This window comes from Pseudolactococcus raffinolactis NBRC 100932 (genome assembly GCF_001591765.1).
In the GTDB taxonomy this organism is placed as follows: Bacteria; Bacillota; Bacilli; order Lactobacillales; family Streptococcaceae; genus Pseudolactococcus; species Pseudolactococcus raffinolactis.
This window is the reverse complement of record NZ_BCVN01000027.1, coordinates 1-25631: the sequence shown is the minus strand read 5'-3', so window position 1 is coordinate 25631 and position 25631 is coordinate 1. Positions and strand designations below refer to the sequence as shown.

General features: G+C 38.6%; 25 protein-coding genes. 22 read left to right on the top strand and 3 right to left on the bottom strand.

Annotated features, from left to right (window positions below):
* Positions 1-109: 109 nt before the first annotated feature.
* The 17 genes from rlmB (at position 110) to LRA01S_RS07850 (ending at position 16565) form a co-directional block, all read left to right on the top strand.
* Positions 110-880, top strand: a complete 771-nt coding sequence (gene rlmB, locus LRA01S_RS07930) for a 23S rRNA (guanosine(2251)-2'-O)-methyltransferase RlmB (protein ID WP_061775095.1) — start codon at positions 110-112, stop codon at positions 878-880.
* A gap of 16 nt (positions 881-896) precedes the next feature.
* The gene (locus LRA01S_RS07925; RefSeq protein WP_061775094.1) at positions 897-1409 is read left to right on the top strand and encodes an NYN domain-containing protein; all 513 of its coding nucleotides are present in this window, start codon (positions 897-899) and stop codon (positions 1407-1409) included.
* 51 nt (positions 1410-1460) lie between these two features.
* The gene (locus LRA01S_RS07920; protein WP_061775093.1) at positions 1461-2330 is read left to right on the top strand and encodes a DegV family protein; all 870 of its coding nucleotides are present in this window, start codon (positions 1461-1463) and stop codon (positions 2328-2330) included.
* Positions 2331-2492: 162 nt separating this feature from the next.
* Positions 2493-3863, top strand: coding sequence for a cell division protein FtsA (ftsA, locus tag LRA01S_RS07915; RefSeq protein ID WP_061775092.1), 1371 nt, complete (start codon positions 2493-2495; stop codon positions 3861-3863).
* 140 nt (positions 3864-4003) lie between these two features.
* Entirely contained in the window at positions 4004-5269 is a 1266-nt protein-coding gene (gene ftsZ / locus LRA01S_RS07910; RefSeq protein WP_061775091.1) for a cell division protein FtsZ, read from the top strand.
* A 3-nt stretch (positions 5270-5272) separates the two neighbouring features.
* On the top strand, positions 5273-5935 hold the full coding sequence (locus LRA01S_RS07905) for a YggS family pyridoxal phosphate-dependent enzyme (RefSeq protein ID WP_061775090.1): 663 nt from the start codon (positions 5273-5275) through the stop codon (positions 5933-5935).
* A 49-nt stretch (positions 5936-5984) separates the two neighbouring features.
* Positions 5985-6533 carry a cell division protein SepF gene (locus LRA01S_RS07900; protein WP_061775089.1) on the top strand — a complete coding sequence of 183 codons (549 nt, stop codon included), beginning with the start codon at positions 5985-5987 and terminating at the stop codon, positions 6531-6533.
* The gene (locus tag LRA01S_RS07895; RefSeq protein WP_061775088.1) at positions 6533-6778 is read left to right on the top strand and encodes a YggT family protein; all 246 of its coding nucleotides are present in this window, start codon (positions 6533-6535) and stop codon (positions 6776-6778) included. The genes LRA01S_RS07900 and LRA01S_RS07895 overlap by 1 nt, the downstream gene beginning before the upstream one ends.
* Complete coding sequence (locus tag LRA01S_RS07890) at positions 6778-7575, top strand: YlmH family RNA-binding protein (RefSeq protein WP_061775087.1); 798 nt, start codon at positions 6778-6780, stop codon at positions 7573-7575. The genes LRA01S_RS07895 and LRA01S_RS07890 overlap by 1 nt, the downstream gene beginning before the upstream one ends.
* A 104-nt stretch (positions 7576-7679) precedes the next feature.
* Complete coding sequence (locus LRA01S_RS07885) at positions 7680-8393, top strand: DivIVA domain-containing protein (RefSeq protein ID WP_061775086.1); 714 nt, start codon at positions 7680-7682, stop codon at positions 8391-8393.
* 515 nt (positions 8394-8908) lie between these two features.
* Positions 8909-11707 (top strand): isoleucine--tRNA ligase, encoded by a 2799-nt coding sequence (gene ileS, locus LRA01S_RS07880; protein WP_061775085.1) that lies wholly within the window; start codon positions 8909-8911, stop codon positions 11705-11707.
* A 170-nt stretch (positions 11708-11877) separates the two neighbouring features.
* Positions 11878-13110, top strand: coding sequence for a DUF4097 family beta strand repeat-containing protein (locus LRA01S_RS07875; RefSeq protein ID WP_061775084.1), 1233 nt, complete (start codon positions 11878-11880; stop codon positions 13108-13110).
* On the top strand, positions 13103-13426 hold the full coding sequence (locus LRA01S_RS10810; protein WP_082785427.1) for a PspC domain-containing protein: 324 nt from the start codon (positions 13103-13105) through the stop codon (positions 13424-13426). The genes LRA01S_RS07875 and LRA01S_RS10810 overlap by 8 nt, the downstream gene beginning before the upstream one ends.
* 222 nt (positions 13427-13648) lie before the next feature.
* Positions 13649-14572 (top strand): HPr(Ser) kinase/phosphatase, encoded by a 924-nt coding sequence (gene hprK / locus LRA01S_RS07865; RefSeq protein ID WP_061775083.1) that lies wholly within the window; start codon positions 13649-13651, stop codon positions 14570-14572.
* 1 nt (position 14573) lies between these two features.
* Complete coding sequence (lgt, locus tag LRA01S_RS07860) at positions 14574-15371, top strand: prolipoprotein diacylglyceryl transferase (protein WP_061775082.1); 798 nt, start codon at positions 14574-14576, stop codon at positions 15369-15371.
* Between the two features lie 117 nt (positions 15372-15488).
* The gene (locus LRA01S_RS07855; protein ID WP_061775081.1) at positions 15489-15887 is read left to right on the top strand and encodes a DUF948 domain-containing protein; all 399 of its coding nucleotides are present in this window, start codon (positions 15489-15491) and stop codon (positions 15885-15887) included.
* An 84-nt stretch (positions 15888-15971) separates the two neighbouring features.
* Positions 15972-16565, top strand: coding sequence for a YtxH domain-containing protein (locus tag LRA01S_RS07850; RefSeq protein ID WP_061775080.1), 594 nt, complete (start codon positions 15972-15974; stop codon positions 16563-16565).
* A 118-nt stretch (positions 16566-16683) separates the two neighbouring features.
* Here the strand turns inward: LRA01S_RS07850 and LRA01S_RS10805 are convergent, their stop codons facing one another.
* On the bottom strand, positions 16684-16851 hold the full coding sequence (locus LRA01S_RS10805; protein ID WP_082785426.1) for a DUF3042 family protein: 168 nt from the start codon (positions 16849-16851) through the stop codon (positions 16684-16686).
* A 371-nt stretch (positions 16852-17222) separates the two neighbouring features.
* Between LRA01S_RS10805 and LRA01S_RS07845 the strand changes: the two genes are divergently transcribed.
* The 5 genes from LRA01S_RS07845 (at position 17223) to LRA01S_RS07825 (ending at position 22477) form a co-directional block, all read left to right on the top strand.
* Positions 17223-17510 carry a rhodanese-like domain-containing protein gene (locus tag LRA01S_RS07845; protein WP_047916016.1) on the top strand — a complete coding sequence of 96 codons (288 nt, stop codon included), beginning with the start codon at positions 17223-17225 and terminating at the stop codon, positions 17508-17510.
* A complete protein-coding gene (locus tag LRA01S_RS10965; RefSeq protein ID WP_031366113.1) occupies positions 17510-17821 on the top strand; it encodes a rhodanese-like domain-containing protein in 312 nt (103 codons plus the stop codon). Before LRA01S_RS07845 ends, LRA01S_RS10965 begins: the two co-directional genes overlap by 1 nt.
* Complete coding sequence (locus tag LRA01S_RS07835; RefSeq protein ID WP_061775079.1) at positions 17822-19483, top strand: FAD-dependent oxidoreductase; 1662 nt, start codon at positions 17822-17824, stop codon at positions 19481-19483. It begins immediately after the preceding gene.
* A 25-nt stretch (positions 19484-19508) separates the two neighbouring features.
* Positions 19509-21971, top strand: a complete 2463-nt coding sequence (locus tag LRA01S_RS07830) for an FAD-dependent oxidoreductase (RefSeq protein WP_061775078.1) — start codon at positions 19509-19511, stop codon at positions 21969-21971.
* Positions 21972-22225: 254 nt separating this feature from the next.
* Positions 22226-22477, top strand: a complete 252-nt coding sequence (locus tag LRA01S_RS07825) for a metal-sensitive transcriptional regulator (protein ID WP_031366110.1) — start codon at positions 22226-22228, stop codon at positions 22475-22477.
* Between the two features lie 257 nt (positions 22478-22734).
* Here the strand turns inward: LRA01S_RS07825 and ktrA are convergent, their stop codons facing one another.
* Both ktrA and LRA01S_RS07815 read right to left on the bottom strand, forming a co-directional pair.
* Positions 22735-23406, bottom strand: coding sequence for a potassium uptake transporter gating subunit KtrA (gene ktrA / locus LRA01S_RS07820; RefSeq protein WP_061775077.1), 672 nt, complete (start codon positions 23404-23406; stop codon positions 22735-22737).
* Positions 23407-23418: 12 nt separating this feature from the next.
* Positions 23419-24789: a TrkH family potassium uptake protein gene (locus tag LRA01S_RS07815; RefSeq protein ID WP_061775096.1), complete on the bottom strand. Its 1371-nt coding sequence runs from the start codon at positions 24787-24789 to the stop codon at positions 23419-23421.
* Positions 24790-25631 lie beyond the last annotated feature (842 nt).

Here is a 25631-nt window from a genome sequence, read left to right as displayed (position 1 = left end):
TAAACTGTCAATTGACACCTCTTTCTGTAATTAAATCTATTTTAACAAATTTAGTGTGCCAATATGGTGTATTTAGACATTGTCGCCTAATATTTGCTATAATGGGAATATGAAAAAAAATCAGGAAAACTTTAACGAATCAGAACATATCAATGATACCATTTACGGCGTCCATGCTGTCGTAGATGCCTTAACAGAAAATCTAGGGAATAAGCTCTACATTCAAGACGATTTGCGTGGCAAAAATGTCGATAAAATCAAAGCTTTGGCGAGTGAGAAAAAAGTTGGCATTTCTTTTGTCAGCAAGGAAAAGTTGAAAGAGATGGCAGATGGTGGCGTCCATCAGGGCTTTGTGCTCAAAACAAGCGCCTATGCTTACAAAGAACTCTCGGATTTACTAGCCCTCACGCAAGATGCTGAAAATCCCTTGCTGATTGTGATTGATGGTTTAACTGATCCCCATAATTTGGGTAGCATTCTTCGGACGGCTGATGCAACTGGTGTTTCGGGTGTTATCATCCCCAAACATCGCTCAGTCGGCGTGACGCCGGTTGTCGTTAAAACATCTACTGGTGCCGTTAACCATATCCCAATCGCTCGGGTGACGAATCTGTCACAAACCTTAGATAAGCTGAAAGCTGCGGGTTTTTGGGTCTTTGGCACGGATATGAATGGGACGCCTCATGCTAAATGGCAAACGCAAGGCAAAGTGGCTTTGATCATCGGTGCTGAGGGTGCGGGGATCACGTCAAATATTAAAAAGCAAGTCGATGAGATGATTACGATTCCGATGAAAGGGCATGTTCAGAGTCTAAACGCTGGTGTTGCTGCTGGGATTTTGATGTATGAGTGGGCCAGAAATTTTGGTCAGTCTAACTAGTTAAAGGCAGGCAGCTATGAAAAAACAACTCTTAATTGTTGACGGCTATAACATGATTGGTGCTTGGCAAGAGACCCATCAGCTTTTTCAAAATAATGATTTAGAACAAGCGCGAGATTTATTGCTGAAAAAGTTGTCAGATTATGCAGGCTTTGAGGGATTAGAAATCATCTGCGTTTTTGATGCTCAGTTTGTTCCAGGAGTAACGAGTAAGTTTCATGTGCACAATGTGCTCGTGATTTTTACGAAAGAAGATGAGACTGCAGATAGTTACATTGAAAAATTGGCAGGTAAATGCAACAATGTTTTAACAACAGTATATGTTGCGACTAGCGATTTGGCCGAACAGTGGGTCATTTTTTCACAAGGCGCCATGCGAATTCCTGCGCGTGAACTGGAAGAACGGGTCAATCTTAGGAAACAAGATTTAACACGACATGCTACCAGTATGACGACACAAAAACCGCGAACTTCTTGGGCGGATGCCCAATTAGATGAGCTCAAGAAACTGATGTTTGAAATTGAGTGAGTTGTAAGAAGCGGTGATTGTATATCAAAAATAAACGGAAATGGAGTGACCATGACTTACCAAATCATCACAGATTCAACATCAGATTTATCGGATGCTTATGTCGCAGCGCATGATGTTGCGATGTTAGGCTTGACCGTGACGCTTGAGGACACAACTTATCAGACTGTGGGGCCTGAGCGCCTCACAAGTGATGTTCTATTAGCCAAAATGGCTATGGGTGCTAAACCTGTCACCTCACAGATAAATGTTGGTCAATTTTCAGAACTTTTTAAGTCGGTTGTTAAAGCCGGAAATGATGTACTCTATCTTGGGTTTTCATCTGGTTTATCAGGGACTTATCAAAGTGCTGAAATGGCAAAACAACTTGTTTTAGATGAGTTACCTTCAGCCCATATTACGACGATTGATACCTTAGCTGCGGCATCAGGCGAAGGCTATTTAGTTAAAGAAGCTGTTAAGTTGCGAGATGATGGTGCGACATTAGAAGAGGTTGTGACAGCTTTGCAAGATTTGATTCCTCGCTTGCGGAGTTGGGTCATGGCAGATGACTTATATCACTTGGCGCGCGGTGGGAGGATTTCTAAAACAGCGGCGACTGTCGGAACACTTGTCAATATCAAACCAATTATTGATGTGGATCCTGCGGGACAGTTGCGACAAGTTGGTAAAATTAGAGGCAAGAAAAAAGCCTTAAAAACATTGGTGACCAATACCTTAACAGATTTTGATCCTGCTTATCCACATATCATGATTGGGTATTCTGGAGATCCTGATGTCGCAGAAGAAGTGAAAGCGGATTTACTAGCATCGGATTTGATCACAGAAGTGACTTTAACACCGTTAGGGCCAACGATTGCAACACATACAGGGACAGGAACGATTGCCATCTTTTCAATAGGTAAAACACAACGTCTCTAAAAGAATAGAGATAAATGACGAAAATCACAGCAAATATCTTGTTTTGCTGTGATTTTGTGTTAAAATAAAAAAGAGTGTTTATGCCGATAATCGGATATTAGGCAACTTTTTACATAATTAAATTTGAAAAATGATGAATGGATAATGGAAGGAGTCACTTTAATGGCCAAAAGTGGACTTTATACGGGATTAGATATCGGAACTAGCACGATCAAAGTGTTGGTAGCCGAATACGTCTCTGGTGAAATGAACATAATCGGCGTCGGAAACGCAAAATCTGACGGCTTAAAAAATGGTACAATTGTTGACATTGAAAAAGTAGCACAAGCGATTCGTAAGGCTGTTAATGCAGCTGAAGAACGTGCAGGAATCCAAATTACAGGGTTAAATGTCGCTGTTCCAGCAAATCGTCTTGAAGTTGATGCTTGTCAAGGTATGGTGACAATCAATAGCGAGTCGAAAGAAGTTGTCGAAAGCGACATCAGTCAAGTTGTGGCAAGTGCTCTTATGCGTGGTATGATGCCTGAACGTGAAATCATCGCTGTTGAACCTAAAGAGTTCACAGTTGACGGTTTTTCTGGTATCTCAGATCCACGTGGGATGTTTGGAGTACGCCTTGAAATGAAAGGTCTAGTTTATACTGGACCTAAAACATTAGTACACAACATTCGTCGGGCGGTTGAACGTGCGGGTCTTAAGGTTGATAACATTGTGATTGCACCACTTGCTTTAGCGCACCACGTGTTAAACGAAGGGGAACGTGAGTTCGGCACTGTTGTCATTGATTTAGGTGCTGGTCAAACAACTGTTATTGCTGTTCGTGATCAAGAATTACAATTTGCGCACATCATCCCTGAGGGCGGCGACTATATTACAAAAGATATTTCGACTGTTTTAAACACATCGCTAGATCAAGCCAATAGTTTAAAACTTAATTACGGGGAAGCCTCTACAGAGCGCGCTAGCAAGGAAGAAAAATTCCCTGTGAATGTCGTTGGACATACAGAACCGGTTGAAATTACAGAATTTTATTTATCACAAGTCATTGAAGCACGCTTAACACAAATTTTTTCACGTGTTCGCCAAGATTTGGAACGCTCGCGTGGTCTTGAGTTGCCAGGTGGGATTGTCTTACTAGGTGGTGCTGCGGCAATGCCCGGTGTGACAGAATTGGCAACGAAGATTATTGGTGCTAATGTCCGCTTGTATGTCCCAAATGAAATGGGACTTCGCAATCCAACCTTTGCACAAGTGATTTCGGTTGTGGATTATGTTGGGAGTCGTTCGGACATTGAGATTTTGGTGACAGAAGCAGCTGCTGGCAATGCCGTTTTTTCAGAACCAATTGTTGAAACGTATCATGAACCAGCTGTTGCAGCCTTTACAGACAATGTCTATGCACAAACAACAGATGACATGACTTATGTGGCACCTACACCACAAGTACAACCGAGTGTACCCGCGCAAGACGCTGAACCAAAAGAAGGTCTTGTCGATAAGGTACGCAACATTTTCGGTAGTATGTTTGATTAAGTAGTCGTAATTCAGTATAAATTGAGCCAGCTTAGAGACTTTTGACAGAACCGTAGAGGATCTGACAGGAAAGCCTATGTTGACAAAGCTTGAATTTATGACTCATTACGGTAAAAAATGAATTTGGAGATATAAAAACAATGGAATTTTCATTTGATGAAGCGCTCACGCAAGGCGCAATTATAAAAGTTATCGGTGTCGGTGGTGCTGGTGGCAATGCGATTAACCGTATGGTTGAAGAGGGTGTTTCAGGCGTTGAATTCATCGCAGCAAATACTGATGTTCAAGCACTTCGTGCTTCAAAAGCAGATACAGTGATTCAACTTGGACCAAAATTAACACGTGGTTTGGGCGCAGGTTCAAAACCAGAAGTTGGTCAGAAAGCTGCAGAAGAATCAGCTGAAACAATCCAACAAGCACTTGAAGGCGCAGACATGGTCTTTATTACTGCTGGTATGGGTGGTGGTACTGGTACCGGTGCAGCACCAGTGATTGCGCAAATTTCTCGTGAACTAGGCGCTTTGACAGTTGGTGTAGTGACACGTCCATTTGGCTTTGAAGGCTCAAAACGTGGCTACTTCGCTTCAGAAGGTATTGAATTACTCAAAGCTTCTGTTGACACCTTGTTGATTATTTCAAACAATAACTTGCTTGAAATTGTCGATAAGAAAACACCTTTGAAAGAAGCTTTGCAAGAAGCTGATAACGTCTTACGTCAAGGTGTACAAGGCGTGACTGACTTGATTACAAATCCAGGCATGATCAACCTTGACTTTGCGGATGTAAAAACAGTTATGGCTAATAAAGGTGATGCCTTGATGGGTATCGGCACTGCCTCTGGTGAAGACCGGGTCATTGAAGCGACACGTAAAGCCATCTACTCACCATTGCTTGAAACAACTATCGAAGGTGCCGAAAACGTCCTTCTGAATGTAACAGGTGGAATGGATATGAGCTTGACTGAAGCACAAGATGCATCAGAATTAGTCATTCAAGCAGCTGGCAATGACGTTAACATTCTTTTAGGAACATCAATTGATGAATCGCTTAAAGATGAAATCCGTGTTACAGTTGTAGCGACTGGTGTCTCAGAAGAAGAATTACAACAAGCGACAACACGTCAAACCAAAGCAGCAGCACCAGTTGCTGAACAACCTCGTCGTCGTGTATTAGGTTCATCAAATCTTGATTTGTCAAACAACAATTTTGCACCTCGTCAAAAAACAGCAGCACCTGAAAGCTCAGCACCTGAATCTGCGTTTGGTAACTGGGATATTCGTAAAGAAAATACAGTCCGTCAAACACCGTCAGAATCAACAAATACAACAGGTGTAAGCAGTTTTGGTGGTGCAACTACTTCATCAAATGATGAAGATCTTGATATCCCACCATTTTTGAAACGTTAAGCGATGACAATTTCTGAAAATGTTGCAGATGTGTTGACTAATGTTGCCAACACTGAAACACAAACTGGGCACAAGACAACCGTGATTGGTGTAACCAAATATGTAGATGCTGACCAGGCCAGAGCATTAGTTGAGGCTGGCATCACTCATATCGCTGAAAATCGGACAGAGCTTTTTCTGGATAAACAGGAAAAACTGTCTGATTTATCAATTACTTGGCATTTGATTGGTACCTTACAGCGTCGTAAAGTCAAAGATGTTATAAATCGTGTGGATTATTTTCACGCCTTAGACTCTATCAAGTTAGCGCATGAGATTGATAAGCGTGCCAATCATGTCATCAAGTGTTTTTTACAGGTGAATGTTTCGGGAGAAGCTAGCAAACATGGTTTTTCTCCAGATGAATTAGCAGTTGTATTGCCAGAAATTTCTAACTTATCAAAAGTTGAAATTGTTGGCTTAATGACAATGGCACCAATTGATGCAAGTGAAGCGGAGCTGGGAGACATCTTTGGCAAAGCCAAGAGCTTACAAATGGCTATTGCCAGTCAAGCCTTGCCGCATATCCCATGTACAGAATTATCGATGGGAATGAGCCAAGATTATCAGCAAGCCATTTTGCATGGTGCAACTTTTGTAAGAATTGGTAGCAAGTTTTTTAAATAAAGGATGACTCTAAATACTAGAGATGACTAAAATAAGTAGGTAGAAATTAATGGCTCTAAAAGATTACATTGAGAAAGCAAAAGATTATTTTAATTTAGGAGATGAGGAAGATTCAGCACCTGCTGTACGTCCTCAAGTGGTGCAGAGTCAAGCATCAACACAACCGCAAGCACAAGTACGCCCACAGGTTGTGACTAATACTTCGCCTAAACCAGAAATAAAATCAGAACGCAAGCAAAGTCGTCAGGTTGATATTGCTGCAAATACAGCACGTCCAACATCACCACAGCGTCCGGTTTCTGCTGGCATCGTCCCAACGATTGCTATCAAAGAACCAGCTGCTTATGATAATATCATGGAATCAGCACGTGTGATTCGAAATGGTGAGAGTGTTTTGGTCAACTTTAAAAATATGGGTGACCAACAAGCTCGCCGGTCAATTGACTTTTTAACGGGCGTTGTTTTCACACTTGATGGGGACATCCAAAATGTTGGCGGTCAAATTTTCTTGCTCACACCCAATGGGATGACAGTTGATGCTGAAAAAGAATTAAGTATTCTTGCTGGTCGCAACTTTGAAGGTTTGGACACATACTAATGATCATATACTTTTTGTATCGTCTTATTACGATTTATGAATGGCTTTTGATTATCTATGCGCTACTGAGTTGGGCGCCTGATTTACGAAATAGTCAAGTCGGCAGAATCATCGGACAATTGTCACGACCGTTTTTGTCGATTTTTGACCGTTTACCACTTCAGTTTGCAGGTCTAGATTTCACGATTGTAGTTGCCATTATTGCCTTGAATTGCATCCAACGTTTGTTGTTGATGATTTTCTGATGACACAAGTAATCTATCAGCACTTTCGACCCAGTGAGCGTGCTTTTATTGATAAAGCTTCTGACTGGTTGACGAGTGTTACTGACAGCTATAGTCTAGTGATAACGGATTTTTTAAATCCTAGACAAGTCTTCATTTTGACAACCTTGATACAGGGGCACCCAGCACAAGACATTCAGATTTTTACTAGCTCAGCAATCGCAGAAACAGAGTATGTCAAGGTGATTTTAGCACCCGCTTACTATCAACTGACGCCTGCTGATTTTGAGTTGGCTTGCTTACAGATTGACTTTGCTAGTAAATTTGTGACACTCAAGCATTCACAGATACTTGGGACCTTCTTAGGTGAAACGGGATTAGAACGTTCTAAAATAGGTGATATTGTGGTCCATGACACCTTTGCTCAAGTTTTTGTCGATGCGAAGTTGGTATCAGTCATTATGGACAGTGTTCATAAAATTGCCCGTAGTGGTGTCAAAATTAAAGTAATTGATGTAGGGAAATTCATGCCCGCCATTGAGCAGACAATCACGAAAACTGTTACTATGTCAAGTTTACGTTTGGATAAGGCTGTCGCAAGTGTCTTCAATATATCTCGCAATTTGGCGCAAAATTTGATACAATCAAGTAAGGCAAAAGTCAATTATACTGAAGTTGTAAGAAATGATTTTGAGCTAGTTGTTGGTGACTTGGTTAGTATTCGAGGGTTTGGCCGATTAAAAATCGTTCAAATGCTTGGCCTAACGAAAAAAGATAAGGTCAGAGTAGAAGTCCAAATTATCTCAACAAAGAAGTAAATTGATTGAACTGACGTTATTGTGACGTATCCCTTTAGATGTATTGGTAGCTTTTTCGACACTCTAAAGGTAATTAGAATGAATGATAATAGGAGGTAGCACCTATGACTTTAAATAGTTTAGATGTTCAAAATAAAACGTTTCCAACTAAGATGCGTGGCTACAATAAAGCTGACGTTGATGATTTTCTCGATTTAATCATTCGAGACTATGACACATTTGCTGAAAAGATGAAGGACCAAGAACGTGAACTGAAAAGTTTACGTGAACGTGTTGAATACTTTGAAGGCATGAAAGAATCGCTGAATAAATCAATTGTTGTGGCGCAAAGTGCTGCAGATAACTTGAAGGAACAAGCAATCAGTGAAGCCAATGGCGTCACATCTGAAGCAGGTCAAAAAGCGCAGTATATTTTGGAATCTGCTAAGAAAGAAGCTGGCGGGATTCTGAACTCAGCCTCAGACGATGCTCGTCGTTTGGTTAAAGAAACAGACGAGTTAAAACGTAAGATGCGTATTTACCACCAACGAATGATGTTGATGGTTGAAGCGCAACTTGAAGGTATCAAGTCTCATGAATGGGAAGAAATTCTTAAACCAACTTCGACTTATATCGGAGACGGTGAAGAGAAGTTGAAAGAAATCATCGAGAGTCATGAAGGGAATACCGTACAAATTAGTCACACAGTGAATCAAGTGTCAGAAATCCTTGATGCGGTAGACCAAGAAACAACAGTTGAATCAGAAGAACCGACTGAACCACAAGAACCAGTTGAAACAACTGATTCTGAAAAAGAAACAACAGATTCTGAAGCATAAAAACAAGCACAGGTCACTAACGAATATTACTAGCGAGCAAGAGATGGTGGGAGTCTTGCAATCTCTTCGTTACTGATTATCACCTTGTTAATCTCTTAAGAGAGCAAAAAATAGCGTGGTCTGCTTTATCAGACTTTCGAGGCTTGAGTATTGAGTATTCAAGTGAATGAGGGTGGTACCACGGCTTTTCGTCCCTTACGGAAGGCCTTTTTTTGTCGCAAGGACTTCGTTAGATTTCAGCTCACAATCTCAAGATTGCTACGCGTCATCTTCCTCGCCCTTACGCCAAAAAACTGTAGGTCGTAACGACTTCGTTAGATTTCAGCTCACAACCCTAACGTTGCTATGCTTTATCTGTCTTGTGCTTACGCCAAAACTTGTTTAATCGAAATGTTGTTTTGACTGATTGTTTAGTCAGTATAGACAATTTGTTGTTGATCCATTTATCCGAAACCAAAGAAAGTGAGGGGTTGAGTCTTGACCGATAGTGATGTCAGGTCGGCTCATAACTGAATATGAAAATTAAAGAAACCTTGAATCTAGGTCAAACAGCTTTCCCAATGCGAGCTGGTTTGCCTAACAAAGAACCTAAAATGCAAGAAGCTTGGGATGAGGCAGATCTTTATGCCTACCGTTTGAAAGAAAATGCTGGGAAACCATCATTTGTTCTTCATGATGGTCCTCCCTATGCGAATGGGGATATCCACGTTGGCCACGCCATGAATAAAATCTCAAAAGATATCATCATCCGCTATAAAAATATGGCGGGATTCCGTGCGCCTTATGTACCGGGGTGGGATACACATGGTCTACCAATCGAGCAAGTCCTAACCAAAAAAGGCATCAAGCGTAAAGAACTTGACCGTGCTGAATATCTTCGTATGTGTCGGGATTATGCTTTAACGCAGGTTGACTTGCAACGTAAAGGGTTTAAATCTTTAGGCGTTTTAGGAGATTGGGAAAATCCTTATGTGACTTTACAGCCTGAATTTGAAGCTGCGCAAATCCGTGTCTTCGGTAAAATGTCTGAAAATGGCTATATCTATAAAGGTGCGAAACCAATCTACTGGTCACCTTCTTCAGAAAGTTCATTAGCTGAAGCTGAAATCGAGTATCAAGATGTCCGTTCTGCATCCATCTATGTGGCTTTCAAAGCAACAGATACTAAAGGTCTTTTGCCAGAAGACGCAGAGTTTGTCATCTGGACAACAACACCATGGACAATCCCATCTAACTTGGGGATCTTTGCTCATCCAGACTATGATTATGTACTTGTTGCTGTCAATGACCGCAAATTTGTCATCGCCTCAGAATTACTCAACACTGTTGCGGAGAAATTAGAGTGGGCAGATTACCAAGTCCTCCAAACTATCAAAGGCTCAGACCTTGATGGGATGGTTGCCAAGCATCCATTCTACGATCGCGACACATTGGTCATGAATGCTGAGTATGTAACCCTTGAGTCTGGTACTGGTCTTGTCCATGTCGCACCAGGTCATGGTGAAGATGACTATTTCTTCAGCCGCAAATACAAACTTGGTGTCCTTTCTCCTATTGATGATCGTGGTTACTATACAGATGAAGCACCAGGACTTGAAGGCCTCTTCTACGATGAAGGGAATAAAAAAGTCACAGAATGGTTGGAAGAAAACAACGCCTTGTTGAAACTTGAGTTCTTCACCCACAGCTATCCACATGACTGGCGGACGAAAAAACCTGTTATCTTCCGTGCGACGCCACAGTGGTTCGCCTCTATCGACAAATTCCGCGACAACATCCTAACCGAAGTTGAAAAAGTGGACTGGGTAGTGCCATGGGGGAAAACACGTCTCTATAATATGATTCGCGACCGTGGCGACTGGGTAATCAGCCGCCAACGCGCATGGGGCGTGCCGTTACCAATCTTCTACGCTGAAGACGGCACTGCCATCATCACACCTGAAACAACCGAACATATCGCGCAACTCTTCGCTGAAAATGGTTCGATCATTTGGTGGGAACGTGATGCTAAAGACCTATTGCCAGAAGGCTTTACACACCCAGGCTCACCAAATGGTGAATTTACTAAAGAAACAGATATTATGGATGTTTGGTTTGACTCAGGTTCATCTTGGAATGGTGTGCTGAACCAACGCGAAGAGTTGACATATCCAGCAGACCTTTACCTAGAAGGATCTGACCAATACCGTGGTTGGTTCAACTCATCCATCACAACCTCTGTTGCAGTCAATGGGATTGCACCCTACAAAGCTGTCTTGTCACAAGGTTTTGTTCAGGATGCTAAAGGCCGTAAATTCTCTAAATCATTAGGTAACGGGATTGCACCAAAAGATGTAACCAAACAGTACGGTGCCGATATTCTTCGCCTTTGGGTTGCAAGTGTTGACAACACGTCAGACGTGCGTGTTTCAATGGATTTGATTGGCCAAACATCAGAAGCCTACCGTAAAATCAGAAATACCCTTCGTTTCTTGATTGCAAACACATCAGACTTTGATAAAACCAAAGATGCTGTGGCTTATGAAGACTTGAAAGGATCTGACAAATACTTGTTGGTGCGCTTAAATCAAGTCATCCAATCAGTTCGTGAAGCTTATGATCGTTACAACTTCATGGAAGTTTATCGGACAATCTTTAATTTCTTAACCAACGATATGTCAGCTTTCTATCTTGATTTCGCTAAAGATATCGTGTATATCGAAACAGCAAAATCAACAGATCGTCGTCGTATCCAGACAGTGATGTACGAAATTTTGGTCAAATTGACAAAATTATTGGTGCCAATCGTACCGCATACAAGTGAAGAAATCTGGACTTACCTCGAGCAAGAAGAAGAAGCTTACGCATATTTGACTGAGATGCCATCAGCTGACGTCATCCCAGATGCAGCTGAAATGCTTGACTTCTGGTCAGCATTCTTGGAGTTCCGTACAGGTGTACACAAGGCTTTGGAGATGGCGCGTGATGAAAAAGTCATCGGTAAATCTTTGGAAGCTAGTGTCATGGTTTACCCTGATGAAGCGGTAAAAGTGCTCTTAGCGAGTGTCGCTGAAACAGAAGATGTGGCAACGCTCCTCATCGTTTCAGAATTGATCGTCTCTGATCAAGCAGCACCGGAAGATGCTGTAAAAGTAGGAGACACAGCGATTACCGTGAATCATGCTGTCGGTGGTGTTTGTCAACGTTGCCGTCGTATCGATGAGTCAGTTGGTACAAATGCCAACGCTCACTTAGTTGAGCTTTGTGATCACTGTGCCAGCATCGTCACATTAGAATTCCCTGAAGCAGCAGCTGAAGGTTTTGAATCAAAATAAAAAGTAAAAAGAAAAATCAGACTTAGGCCTGATTTTTTTTGGATTTGAAAGTGGGATAATAAGAGTGTAGATAAGGATATCTGCTAAATAAATTGGATACATGATGGTGCGCCGTGCTCAAGATAATGAGACATGAGACACCCGAACAACCTAAAAGAAAGTGTGACACTATGAATAATCAAAAAGAAAGAATTATGGATTTGATGCGTAAGGGCATCATTACTGAAAGTGAAGCAATCGAGTTGCTTGAAAAAGCAGGTCTTGATAATGATACAAATGCTGAAGAAAAAACAACGCAGCAAACTGATAACGATGGCTATCAAACGGACTCATCAGAAGCTGTTAAACAGTTTGTTAACCAAGCGGGTTCACTCGTGAAAAGTCTCTTCCAATCTGCTAAGAAATCTGTTGACAACAACGTTGACTTCAGCAATGGCTTTCCAAGTCTGAAATATGTGACAAAATCAGACTTCAAAGCCTTTGACGGCGAGATCAAAGATATCACAGTGTCAGCAACTTCTGGTGATGTGACAGTGCTTACGAAAGACATTGAAAAAACGATTGTCGAAACGACCTATAAGGTTTATGGTGGTGTGACAGAAGAAGCCATGGATGAATTTATCCGTGACAACGTTGTCATCGAACTAGATCAAGGTGAGCTGGTTATCAATGTAAAAAGCAAACGCATTGTCGTTGAGATGACGATTACACTCGCAGCTAGTCAGATTGAAGATGCTAAATTTGATGTGGTAAATGGTATCGTTAATATCGAAGGTTTAACTGCTGCTGATCTGAATGTTAAAAAAGTTAATGGCGATTTGATTGTCAAGGATGGTTTATTTAAATCTGTTGTGGTCAAAGCAGTCAACGGTGAGGTTAGAGTGGCATCAGACTTTGAAACAGCTGATATTTCTAATGTCAATGGTGAAGTTGTCGTGACAGCTACGGCTATTAATGCTGAAAATCTGAAAGTGAAAAACGTCAATGGCGATGTTAAAATTTCAGTCCCTGAAAACATTGGTGTCGTTGGCTACGTCAAAACGACATTTGGCAAGTACAAAACACGGATTGCCCTTGATAATCCACTAGAAATTACTAAAAATGGTGCAGCCCTGATCAGAACAGCAACCAATAGCTTGACCTTGGATATCGCAACGAATACAGGTAGTATTTGGCTGAAAGATGGCGAACCTGCTCGAGCTGATTCGCCAACAGCTCAAACAGCAACTGCTGAATCAGCGGAAACGACTGATCAACCGGAAGTAGATGAAGCACCAGTCACAGTGGAACAAGTCGAAAAGTCTGAAACAACAGTTGTCCCAGAAGCAGACAACTCGAAAATTGACACGATTCCAGGTCAAAAATCAGACGATGAAAGTGAGGTGAATCAAGACCATGAGTAAACAACTGACAAAATCAAGAACCAATAAAAAGATTTCAGGTGTGATTGGTGGACTTGGTGAGTACTTTGGTTGGAGTCAAGATGTGATTACCATTATTCGGATTGTCTACGCTGTACTGGCGTTGACAAGCTTCGGATCTCTCTTGGTGATCTATATTGTCGCAGCAATCGTTATGCCTCAGCCAACTCGAAATGACTGGAGAAACAAACAGGATTTTTCAGAATTTTCGCAATGGCCCGGAGAGAAGCCAAGGCAAAACAAAAAAATGAAAGATGTAACACCTTTTGATGATGATGACGATTGGTCACAATTTTAAAGGCGGACATCTCATTTAAAATATCGCTTGATCTAACCATAGATGAAGCGTTTTCTTGTAATTTTTGATATAATGAAAACAAGTCATTCTTGTATGATCTAGTTCAAAAGAGGATGAGAAGTACCACATGAATGACCCGGCTTGGCTAGAGCACAAGCTAGGGGGTCGAGTTTCTAGATTTCATAAAGTGAAATCGCAGAAAGACTTTGAAAGGGAAATATTATGGTCATCACAGTCGCTGAATTACTTGAGAAAATTAAATTTGATGTGGTCTACACTTCGGAGACCGCATTAAAGAAAGAAATAACCACTTCTGATGTGACCCGTCCAGGTTTAGAAATGACGGGATACTTAGAATACTATACACCAGAACGGATTCAACTTTTTGGGATGAAAGAATGGTCTTATGTTCAAAATGTCATCGGTGATAATCGCTATGACTTACTCAAAAACGTTGTGACAGATGCGACACCGGCCATTATTGTTGCAAGGGGCTTGCCCATTCCAGACGAAATGATCAGTGTAGCCAAAAAACGTGATACTGTCTTACTACAATCGACGGAGCCAACCAGCCGTCTCAATGGAGCGATTACCGCTTTTCTAGATGAAAAACTCTCAACTCGGACAACTGTTCATGGTGTCCTCATGGATATTTTTGGGGTGGGTGTCCTCATTCAAGGGTCATCTGGTATCGGGAAATCTGAAACAGGTCTGGAGTTGATTAAGCGTGGACACCGTCTAGTCGCAGATGATCGCGTTGATGTCTACCAAAAAGATGAATTTACAGTTGTGGGTGAACCGGCTGAAATTCTCCGGCACTTAATAGAATTGCGTGGTGTTGGGATTATTGATGTCATGAGCCTTTTCGGAGCGGGTGCTGTTATGGATAGCTCGCAGGTTGACTTGAGTGTTTACTTGGAAAAATTCGAAAAAGGTAATACCTACGATCGTTTGGGTAATGTCGAAACGACCATTGATTTTTCTGGTGTTGCTGTGCCGCAAGTGAAAATTCCCGTCACAACAGGTCGAAATGTTTCCGTCATCATCGAAGCAGCGGTTATGAATTTTCGTGCTAAAAATATGGGCTTTGACGCAACCAAGATGTTCGAAGAACGTCTCTCTAACCTGATTGCGAAGAATTCATAAGATGAGACAATTATTTTTAGCGATCAATCCAATCGCACTTAAACTTGGACCACTTGAAATTCGTTGGTATGCCTTGTGTATTGTCACAGGTGTTGTTGTCGCTGTTTGGTTGGCGATGAAAGAAGCGCCACGCAAGAAAATAAAGCCAGATGATATTTTAGACTTTATCTTGATTGCTTTTCCAATTGCGATTATAGGGGCACGACTTTATTACATCTTATTTGACCTAGGCTATTACCGTCAAAATCCAGGCGAGATATTTGCCATCTGGCATGGTGGTATTGCCATTTATGGTGGTTTGATTGCGGGTGCTGTGACCCTCTTCATTTTTTCTTACTATAAAATGATTGCGCCACTTGATTTTCTTGATATTGCTGTACCAGGTGTTTTGGTGGCACAAGCCATGGGCCGTTGGGGCAATTTCTTTAACCAAGAAGCCTTCGGTAAGGCCGTTAAGTCTCTGAACTACCTGCCTAATTTCATCAAAAATCAAATGTATATTGACAATAGCTATCGCACGCCGACATTTCTTTATGAGTCTTCTTGGAATCTTATTGGTTTTATCCTAGTCATGAGCCTTCGTCATCACTTAAAATGGTTGAAGTCAGGGGATATTGTTGCCTTCTATCTAGTTTGGTATGGTTTAGGTCGTTTCGTGATTGAAGGCATGCGGACAGATAGTCTCATGCTAGGTCCAATTCGCGTCTCGCAAGCACTATCGCTAATTTTAGTGCTTGTAGGTGTAGTTCTTGTTTTAGTCAATCACAAAGTGAACAAATATTTCCTTAATAAGCAGTAATTTGCTATAATTCAAATATAGACATTGTAATACTTGAAAATGGTAGTGGCTAAACTAGATTGAGTTACTGCTATGTGCAAGAGGCTAGAAAGTAACACATATAGAAAAGAGGTAGGTATGGGAGATATCGCATTGATCATCATCGCCGCTGCCGTAGCGGTCTTGGTGATCTTCTTGGTAGTATTAATTGTTAAGGTCATGAAAACGGTCGATGAAGTCAATCGAACGGTAGCCATCGTCACACAGGATACAGATATTCTGCTCAAACAAGCAGATACCTTGATGGCTAAGACGAATACCTTGCTTGATGATGTGAACAGTAAGATTGTCACGATTGATCCACTTTTCACAGCGGTTGCTGATTTATCTGAAAGTGTTTCTAAAGTGAATCGTTCAGGGAACGCCTTTGCAACACGTTTTAAAGGAAAAGCAGCTAATGTAGGAAAAGCAACTGCCATCGTGACCTTAGGACGTGGTGCTGGTAAAATATTTAACCGAAAAAAAAATAAGGCATGATGATAGACAGCTACTAAGTCTAACATGATAAGTCTAGATTTTGAATCAATGATTTGGATAGAAAAATTCTAAAGGAGATAAATAATGGCTAAAAAAACAGGTTTTTTAGTAGGCGCGATTCTAGGGGCTTTAGCAGGTGCCGCAGCGGCTTTGGCAACAGCGCCCAAAGAAGGTAAGAAATTACGTCAAGATGTGAAAGATTTTTATCAAGACTATAAAGAAGATACAAAAGCTAAATTTGATGACCTCAAGGATACAGCAGTCAATTTTTATGATGAAAAATCAGGTCAATTGGTTGAATTTTCAACTGAGAAATACAATGATATCAGAGAAAAATTTGATAATGGCGATATCTCAGCTGAAAAAGCAAAAGATTTCTTAGTCGCAAAAAAAGATGATATTAAAGCTAAAATTGATTCAGGTGAGTTATCGAAAGAAAAAGTACTGGATTTCTTAGCGCTGACAAAAGAAAAAATTGCTGATAAAGTGAACGACCTTAAAGGGACAGTTACAGAACAAGCAGAAGAAGTAGAAGACGATTTTGAACTGGAATTGGAACAAGAAGACTTGGTCAAAAAAGCGGATGAAATTTCTGCCAAAGCAGATCAGTTAGTTTCAGAAGCTTCAAGCCAAGTTGTTGAAACAGCAGATAAAATTTCTGACGAGATAACTGACTAAAATAGGCCAAACAAAAAGGACTGCCAAATGATTTTGGTAGTCCTTTTTGATAGATTGAATTGATACATTTGAACGTGTTAGTCTTAACTCGCTTAAAAATGAGTTAAGGACATATTCTTTAGTGTGACACGCGTTTACGTGCGGCCTTACGACGATTTTCATTAATGAATTCTTCTTTTTTGAGTTCAGGGTCAATGATCGTTTTTTTGACAGCGAAAATGCCAGCAGCAGTTGCAGCGAGCGTTCCGACAACACCAGTAATGATACCTTTACTAAATTTCTTCATTTGAAAATCCTCCTAAGTTATATGCTATAATTTAATTATAACATCTTCTTACTTAAAAGTGTTGTAGATTCAAGCTCTGTTTGTTTAATGCTTGAAAATTAATGTAAATTAACCAAGAAACTAACCAAGCAATCGAAAAATCATTAGTTGAATAAAAAATAAAGTCTATCAGCAAGAAAAAAACTGATAGACTTTATTTTGTATTCAAAAGATGTTATTCATAGAAACAATCTGACTCATGATAAGGAGTTAAACCAAGTTTATCAGAAATATTGAAGTGAACATAAGACAATCTATAACTGATTCTAATTAGTTGCAAATATACCCTTATGGGTATATAATGAGTATATAAATATATTGGAGTTTGTAAGGTGAAAAATATAACAGCAGAAGAACTTAAAACTAAGCTTTCGGAGAATATTCGAGTGATTGATGTGCGTGAAGGCTACGAATACAGTAATGGACATGTTCCAGGTGCGATTAATATCCCGATGAGTGAAATAGAAGGGCGCGTAAGCGAAATAAAAGAAGGAGACTACATTATTTGTCAATCTGGTGCGCGTTCAACAAATGTCTGTCAATGGCTTGAAATGCAAGGGTTAACTATCACTAATGTTCAAGGCGGAACATCATCATTCAGAGGAGTGTTAGAATATTAATGTTTAATTGGTTTAAGAAAATAGATGCTATCTCAACTTCTGATTTGTCTGTAGCTTTGAAAACGAAAAAGATGCAGTTGATTGATGTACGAGAAACAAGCGAGTATGCTTCTGGACATATCAAAGGCTCTAGAAACATTCCTTTAGGTCAGATTAGCTCATTTACAGCCCCTAAAGGGGTGAGAGTTGCAGTGATTTGTCAGTCAGGTATGCGATCTCGTCGAGCTTATAAAATTTTGAAAAAAAAGGGGTTGGATGTTGTAAATGTAAATGGTGGCATGATGGCATGGAAGGGAAAAATGGTAAACTAAATGACAAAGAGATTTTTGATTATCGGTGGAGTTGCCGGTGGGATGTCTGCAGCAACCCGTTTGCGTCGATTAAATGAAGATGCTGAAATAATTGTATTTGAGAAAGGGCCTTATGTCTCATTTGCAAACTGTGGTTTGCCTTATTATGTAAGCGGAGAAATAAAAGAGCGTGAAGGACTCATAGTTCAATCGGCTACCGCCTTGAAAAAACGATTTAACATTGATGTTCGTGAAAAATCTGAAGTTGTAAAAATTGATAGCGAAACAAAAACAGTGACAGTCCTTTCAGAAGGAGAAGAATACATCGAAAGCTATGACAAATTAATTTTATCTCCTGGAGCAAGACCATTTTTGCCCGATATTATTGGTTTGAATGACTCTGAAAACATTTTTACGTTACGCAATATTCCTGATGTTGATAGGATTGTTGAGTTCATAAAGATGAATAATCCTAAAAGGGCGACAATTATTGGGGCAGGCTTTATAGGCCTTGAAATGGCTGAAAATCTAGCAAATCGTGGATTACAAGTAACAATTGTAGAAAAAGCTCCTCATGTCTTACCACCGATTGATGCTGAGATGGCAGCTTTTGTCAATGAAGAACTTACAAAAAATAGTGTTAAGGTTTTGACGAATGCAGAAGCTGTTAAATTTTCGGGTAATGAGATTTTACTTGATAGCGGTGAAGTGATAGTATCAGATTTAACAATCCTATCAGTAGGTATTAAGCCCGAAACATCGCTTGCAAAACTTGCTGGTATTAAACTCGGGTTCCGAGATGGTATTGTTGTTGATGAACAATACGAAACTTCTATCAAAGATATTTATGCAGTTGGAGATGCAATTGTTGTAAAAAATCAAATTGGTCAAGATTCATTAATCTCACTTGCTAGTCCAGCAAATCGTCAAGGAAGACAAGTAGCTGATATTATTTCGGGATTATCATCTAAAAATAAAGGTTCACAAGGTACAGCAATCGTACGTGTATTTAATTTACAGGCTGCAAGTACAGGCTTGTCGGAGCGTCAAGTTCAATTATCAAATTTAACTTATAAAGCAATTCATATTACTGCGAATGATCATGCAGGGTATTATCCAGGGGCGAGTGCAATTACATTGAAACTCATATTTAACCCTGATAATGGCGAAATATATGGTGCACAAGCAGTTGGTCAAAAAGGTATTGACAAGCGCATAGACATTCTTTCAACTGCGATAAAAGCAGGGTTGACAATCTTTGATTTACCTGAATTAGAGTTCACTTATGCACCACCATTTGGTTCAGCTAAAGATCCTGTCAATATGGTTGGCTATGCTGCAATGAATATTGCGCTTGGGCAATCATCCAACATTCAATGGCATGAGCTTGGAGAAGAATTGCATCAAGGAAAAATATTACTTGATGTTAGAAACCCTGATGAGATAGCAAGAGGGAAATTTGTCCATTCAGTAAATATTCCTCTTGATGAATTACGTTCAAGACTAGGGGAACTTGATAAAACAAAATCCTATATTGTGAGTTGCCAATCAGGATTGCGAAGCTACAATGCAGAACGAATTATGAAGCAAGAAGGCTTTGATGTAAAAAATCTTGATGGTGCTTACGGTCTATACAGCAAAGCCACACAAGAGCTGATAGAAAAACCAACACAAAAAAATTAAAATAACTAAATAGGAAAGTTAAAAAATGTCTAAAAAAATTGTAATTATTGGTGGTGTTGCTGGTGGTGCTACTGCTGCAACCCGTTTACGTCGATTATCAGAAGAAGACGAGATAGTTCTCTTTGAAAAAGGACCATATATTTCTTTCGCTAATTGTGGTTTGCCTTATCATGTTGGGAAAGTTATTAAAGAACGAGAGGATTTATTGCTTCAAACACCAGAAGGGATGAGTGCACAGTATAACCTTGATATTCGAGTACTCAGTGAAGTGTTAGAAGTTCATCCTGAGGATCATAAAGTAATTGTTAAAAATCAGGAAACTGGCGAAACTTATGAAGAAAACTTTGATAAATTAATTATATCAACAGGTGCAAAAGCAATTATACCTCAGATTCCAGGTCTTTCTAATGCAAAGAATGTGTTCACTTTGCGAAATATTCCGGATATGGATAAGATTAAAGCACATATATCTAAATTTAATATTAAAACTGCAACCGTTATTGGGGGTGGTTTTATTGGTCTTGAGATGATGGAGAATCTTGTTGAACTTGGACTTAATGTTCAACTTGTGGAAATGTCACCACAAGTCATGCCTAATATTGATATAGAACTTGCTCAAATGCTCCATAGTCAGATTAATATGCATGGTGTAAAACTCCTTCTTAACAATGGGTTAAAGTCTTTTCATGATAATGGCATGAAAATTGAACTCAATGATGGACAAATATTAGATACCGATATGACGATTTTATCAATCGGTGTAGTTCCCGAAAATTCACTTGCAAAAGATGCCAATATTGAGCTTGGTTTTAAAGGGGCTATCAAAGTTGACCGGCAAATGAGAACAAATTACGCTGATATATATGCTATTGGTGATGTGATTGAAGTTGAAGATGCGGTTTCTGGCCTTCCTACCAATATTCCACTAGCATGGCCTGCAAACCGTCAAGGGCGTTTGGTAGCAGATGTCATCAACGGAATGGAAGCTGAATATACAGGAACGCAAGGGACTTCTGTTGCAAAAGTTTTTGAGCTCACAGTAGCGGGAACAGGCAATTCAGAGCGTTTACTCAAGAGTCAAGGGATTGAGTATGAAGTAATTCATATTCATCCAAATTCACACGCAGGATATTATCCAGGTGCTTCTCCCATAGCACTGAAGCTCTTGTTTGGAAGAAAAGATGGTAAGATTTTTGGGGCTCAAGCTGTCGGGGTAGAAGGCGTTGAAAAGCGTATTGATGTAATAGCGACTGCGATGAAATTTGGCGCGAAAGCACCAGATTTAGCAAAAATTGAATTATCTTATGCACCTCCTTATTCATCCGCCAAAGATCCGGTCAATATGTTAGGGTATACAGCGGATAATATGATGCGTGAGAAAGTCTCAACTTTTCAATGGTCAGAAATTTCGGATTTGAAAGCATCTGGTGCATATTTCCTTGATGTGCGGGAAGATTTTGAGTTAGCGACTGGCTTTATTGAAGGTGGCATTCAAATACCATTGAACCAACTTCGAGATCGTCTCAACGAATTGCCAAAAGATCAAACGATATATGTGTATTGTCAAGTCGGGGCACGTGGCTACAATGCAGCAAGAATTCTTATGCAAGAAGGATTTGAAGTGAAAAATCTTGATGGTGGATATAAAACTTATAAAAATAGTAAATATCAACTTCGGAATATTACATTCAAGTCTGAAAATCTTGATAAGCCAAAAACTTCGCAAACTTTTAATGGTGAAGATATAGAACTTGATGCTTGCGGTCTCCAGTGTCCAGGCCCAATATTAAAGGTCAAAGAAAATATCGACAAAATGGAATTAGGTCAACGTTTGAATATTAAGGCGAGTGACTTTGGTTTCGCTGCGGATATTGAAAATTGGGCAAAAGCAACAGGTAATACAGTTATCAAAAACGAAATTGAAGGCAATAAAATTGTTGCAACTGTTTTAAAGGGAAAAGAAAATCCCGATGAAGTCTTAAAGGCATTATCAAAGATATCTGAAGGTACAATGACCACGACTCCAAAAGGAGCAACAATTGTTCTTTTTTCTGGTGATCTCGATAAGGCACTTGCTAGTATGATTATTGCAACAGGTGCAGCTTCATTTGGTAAAGAGGTAACCATTTTTTGCACTTTCTGGGGCTTAAATTTGCTTAAAAAGAATGTCAAAATTAAGAAAAAAGGTATAGCAAAGCTTTTTGATATAATGTTGCCGAGCCAAGCTAATCAAATGCCGATTTCTAAAATGAACATGGCAGGCATGGGCTCTGCGATGATTAAAGAAGTGATGAAACAAAAAAATGTTGATGCTTTACCTATCATGATTGAAAAAGCTCATCAATTGGGAGTAAAATTTGTTGCTTGTACTATGAGCATGGACATTATGGGAATTGATAAAGTAGAACTTTTTGATTGGGTAGAGTATGGCGGTGTTGCAACATTTATTGGAGACAGTGAAGAAGCTAACATGCAATTATTTATATAAATAATTGTATATTGGCGATAATACTTTCACATCTTGCAAGGACTTGTTGGGGAGTTGTCTGAATCTACGGTTAAATTGCAAACTAACCGTAGATGAAAATTTCAATACACCATTTGCTATTAATATTGAAGGTATGTCAACCTGACGAGTCAAGAAATTGGAAAAGAAGTGAAAAATAGAAGAATTGTAATCAAATGCTCAATTCAAGAGATTATTGTTGAGTTTGGAAGTTAAGAAGAGTGTATAATTTTTATATGAATAGTTATAATAACAAAATGGAAAATCGAATTAAACGTGCTACAGGTCAACTTCAAGGTATCTTGCGGATGATGGAAGAAGATAGGGAGTGTGTTGATGTTATTACACAGCTTTCTGCTGTTCGTTCAAGTCTTGATAGTTTGATTGGAGTCATTGTTGCAGAGAATCTTAAGTCTTGTTTACTTGATGACTCGTCTGATAAGGACATTAAAATAGAACAAGCAATTAAAATGATTATCAAGAAATGATCTATAGGTGATAGATTAATTTGAACAATGCTATGACTAATACACATAAAATATAGTATTAGAACCCATATTTCATATAAGATGATAAAAAAGAATTTCGGGATAAACTATGCTCGAAATTCTTTTTTATGTATGACATATTTTAATAAAACTCCCCATATTTTGGATATTTAGTCCAAGTTATCGGGAGTACTACTAAGACAAGATATTTTCTTGTCTTAGTATGTTAGATTAGATGAAAATATTGTTTCAAATATTTATTTGAGATAATCAAGGTAATCAAATTTTTCGAAAGTATGGTCATTAGCAATACCAACTAAAATGATATTAGGAGGTAGAGGGGTATTAGGGTCAACATTAAGTTTTAAATGACCTCCTTTATGGAGTCTTGTGCCGATAATATTTAGTTCATATTTTTGACGGATACTCAATTCTGCTAATTTTTTCCCTACCCAAGATTCGGGGATCTTAAAATTAATGATAGAAACATGATTTTCTAAATAGATGATACTTTCGATATGATGTTTAAGTATATTTGATGCAACATGTTTTCCAGAATCTCTTTCAGGAGAAATGACATTCGTTGCACCAATGCCATATAATACTTCTTCATAAATTTTGTTCTTGGCTTTGGCTATAATTATAGGAATTCCAATTTTTTTACAATTAAGAATCGCAAGAACAGAAGACTCCAAGTTATTCCCAGTTGCAACAACTACTGTTTCACAATGGTCAAGTCCGACAGCTAACAGAAAATTTTTATCAGTTATATCTCCGAGTACAGCTTTGGTGACAATATTTCCAAATTCATTAACAATATTTTCTTTCATGTCAACGGCAATGACATCTTGATCAAATTGACTAAGCTGTCTAGCAACAGCACGCCCAAAAATTCCTAGACCTAAAACTCCCACCAATTTTTTTTTCATATTAAAATCTCCTTATCCGACTAAAATATCAGTTTCAGCATAATTAATGTTCTTTTCCTTCTTTTGAATCAAACTGAACAGGAATGTTATAGGGCCTACACGACCAATAAACATCAGTAACATAATGATTATCCTTCCCTGTGTCGACAATTTTGAAGTCAAATCCATTGTAACGCCAACAGTATTCATAGCCGAAATAGTTTCGAAAAGCAAAGAAAAGGGATCTAAGTTAGGTTCAAAGCTTAACAATAAGGTATAACCAATAACAAGAATAGTAATGAAGAAAAGCAAGACCGATATGGTTTGTTTAACTGTTTTACTTGCAATAACACGGTGACTAAAAGTTACCAATGATTGCCCAACGAGTTCCGATTTTATAAGAAGAAAAGCAATTGCAAAGGTCGTTACTTTAATTCCGCCAGCAGTTCCACCAGGTCCCCCACCAATAATCATTTGAAACATATAAATGAAATTTGTAGGTGCGAATGTGTCTTTAAATGAAATAGTTGAAAATCCTGCAGTACGCATAGTTACAGTCTGAAAAAAGCTGACCATTATTTGTTGAGGAAAGGTATAATTACTAATTGTTTTGGGGTTATCTTTCTCTAAGTACCATGTTAATAGTGTACCTAAAAATAAAATAATAACTGTTGTTTGCAGTATCAAACGAGTTTGGTTGGATAATTTTTTATAAAAAACACCATGACCTACTGGTTTAGAAAAAAAGAGTCGTTTTAGATTTGCAATGACATCGTCCCAAACTGCAAAACCAATCCCGCCAAATATTATTAATGCTGAGACTGAAAAATTAATGGTGGGGTTTAAAACAAAAGCATTTAAACTTGATGAGCCAAAATTATCAAATCCAGCATTACAAAAAGCAGAAACAGTTAAAAATATACTGTTAAAAATGCCATGTTTTATTCCAAACCGTGGAATAAAATCAGTCATGATAATAATCCCAAATAGAGACTCAATGATTATCGTTATTTTATATGCAAAAAATAGATATTCTTTGAGATTTTTACTATCTTTTCGATTAAGTGCAGATTGTAAGAGGGTATGACCTGCGAAATTCATTTTTTTTTGAAGAGCAAATACACCAAAGGCAATCAAAGTAATTAATCCTAGACCACCTATCTGCATCAAAATAATTGAAATAGTTTGACCGATGCCGTTGTAAATTTCTGAAATTGGTGCAATTGAAAGCCCTGTTACACAAACCATAGAAATGACATTAAAAAGATTATCAAGATAGGTAGTATGATAGTTATTTTGATATTGGGAAATAGGCAAAGATAAAAGAACGCTTCCAATCAGGATGACTAAAGCAAAACTGAAAGTTATCTGTCGGGTAATTGACCAAGATTTAATCAAAAAAATTTCACATCTCCTCCTTAAGACATCAGTATAATCATGCAAATTGAATTTATATATTGAGTAACTTCCTAGTGATTTTTTTGAACACATCATTGATATAAATGTAACGATTGTTTTTATTAATAGATAATCCGTTGATACACTGAAAAATAATTGAGTATCTTTTATGCTTGTTGGATTAAGATTTCTAACCTAGGTATTTCAAGTATTTCTGGTGATATTCTTTTCTCAAAAAAAGATTTTGAATTAATTTAATTATAACATTTTCTCTCTGAAAATCGGTGTCTATAATGGGGTTTTTTAAAATATATTTTACTGAAAATACGAAACTAACCAAAAAACTAACCAAGCAATTCAAAAGATGTATTACAGGGTATCTTAAGACTTGCTTTCAAAAATACTCGGTTATATAAATTTCAAAGCGCGTTAATATCATGGTTCTCTTTAGTTTTCAATGTTAATCATTCCACTAATTTCAATTAGTTTCAACTGAATGGTGTGAATTTTACCATCAAAATATATGAATTGAGCTGATTAATACTAACAATTCACACCATTTCTTAGTTGAATAGAAATGATCTGTTTCATGGTAATGAGTCATACCAAATTTATCAATTATAATATCGTCTAAATTACAAATCTATCATAAGAGTACTAATTTTGTTTGTTTTTTAGAATAAACTATTGTAACAGGGTTTGTAGCTATGAAATTTAATTGAAATTGCAAAACTAACCAAAAAACTAACCAAGCAATCAATAAAATCATTAGTTGAATAAAAAATAAAGTCCATCAGCAAGAAAAAAACTGATGGACTTTATTTTTTATTTAAATTTCTAGGTATCGA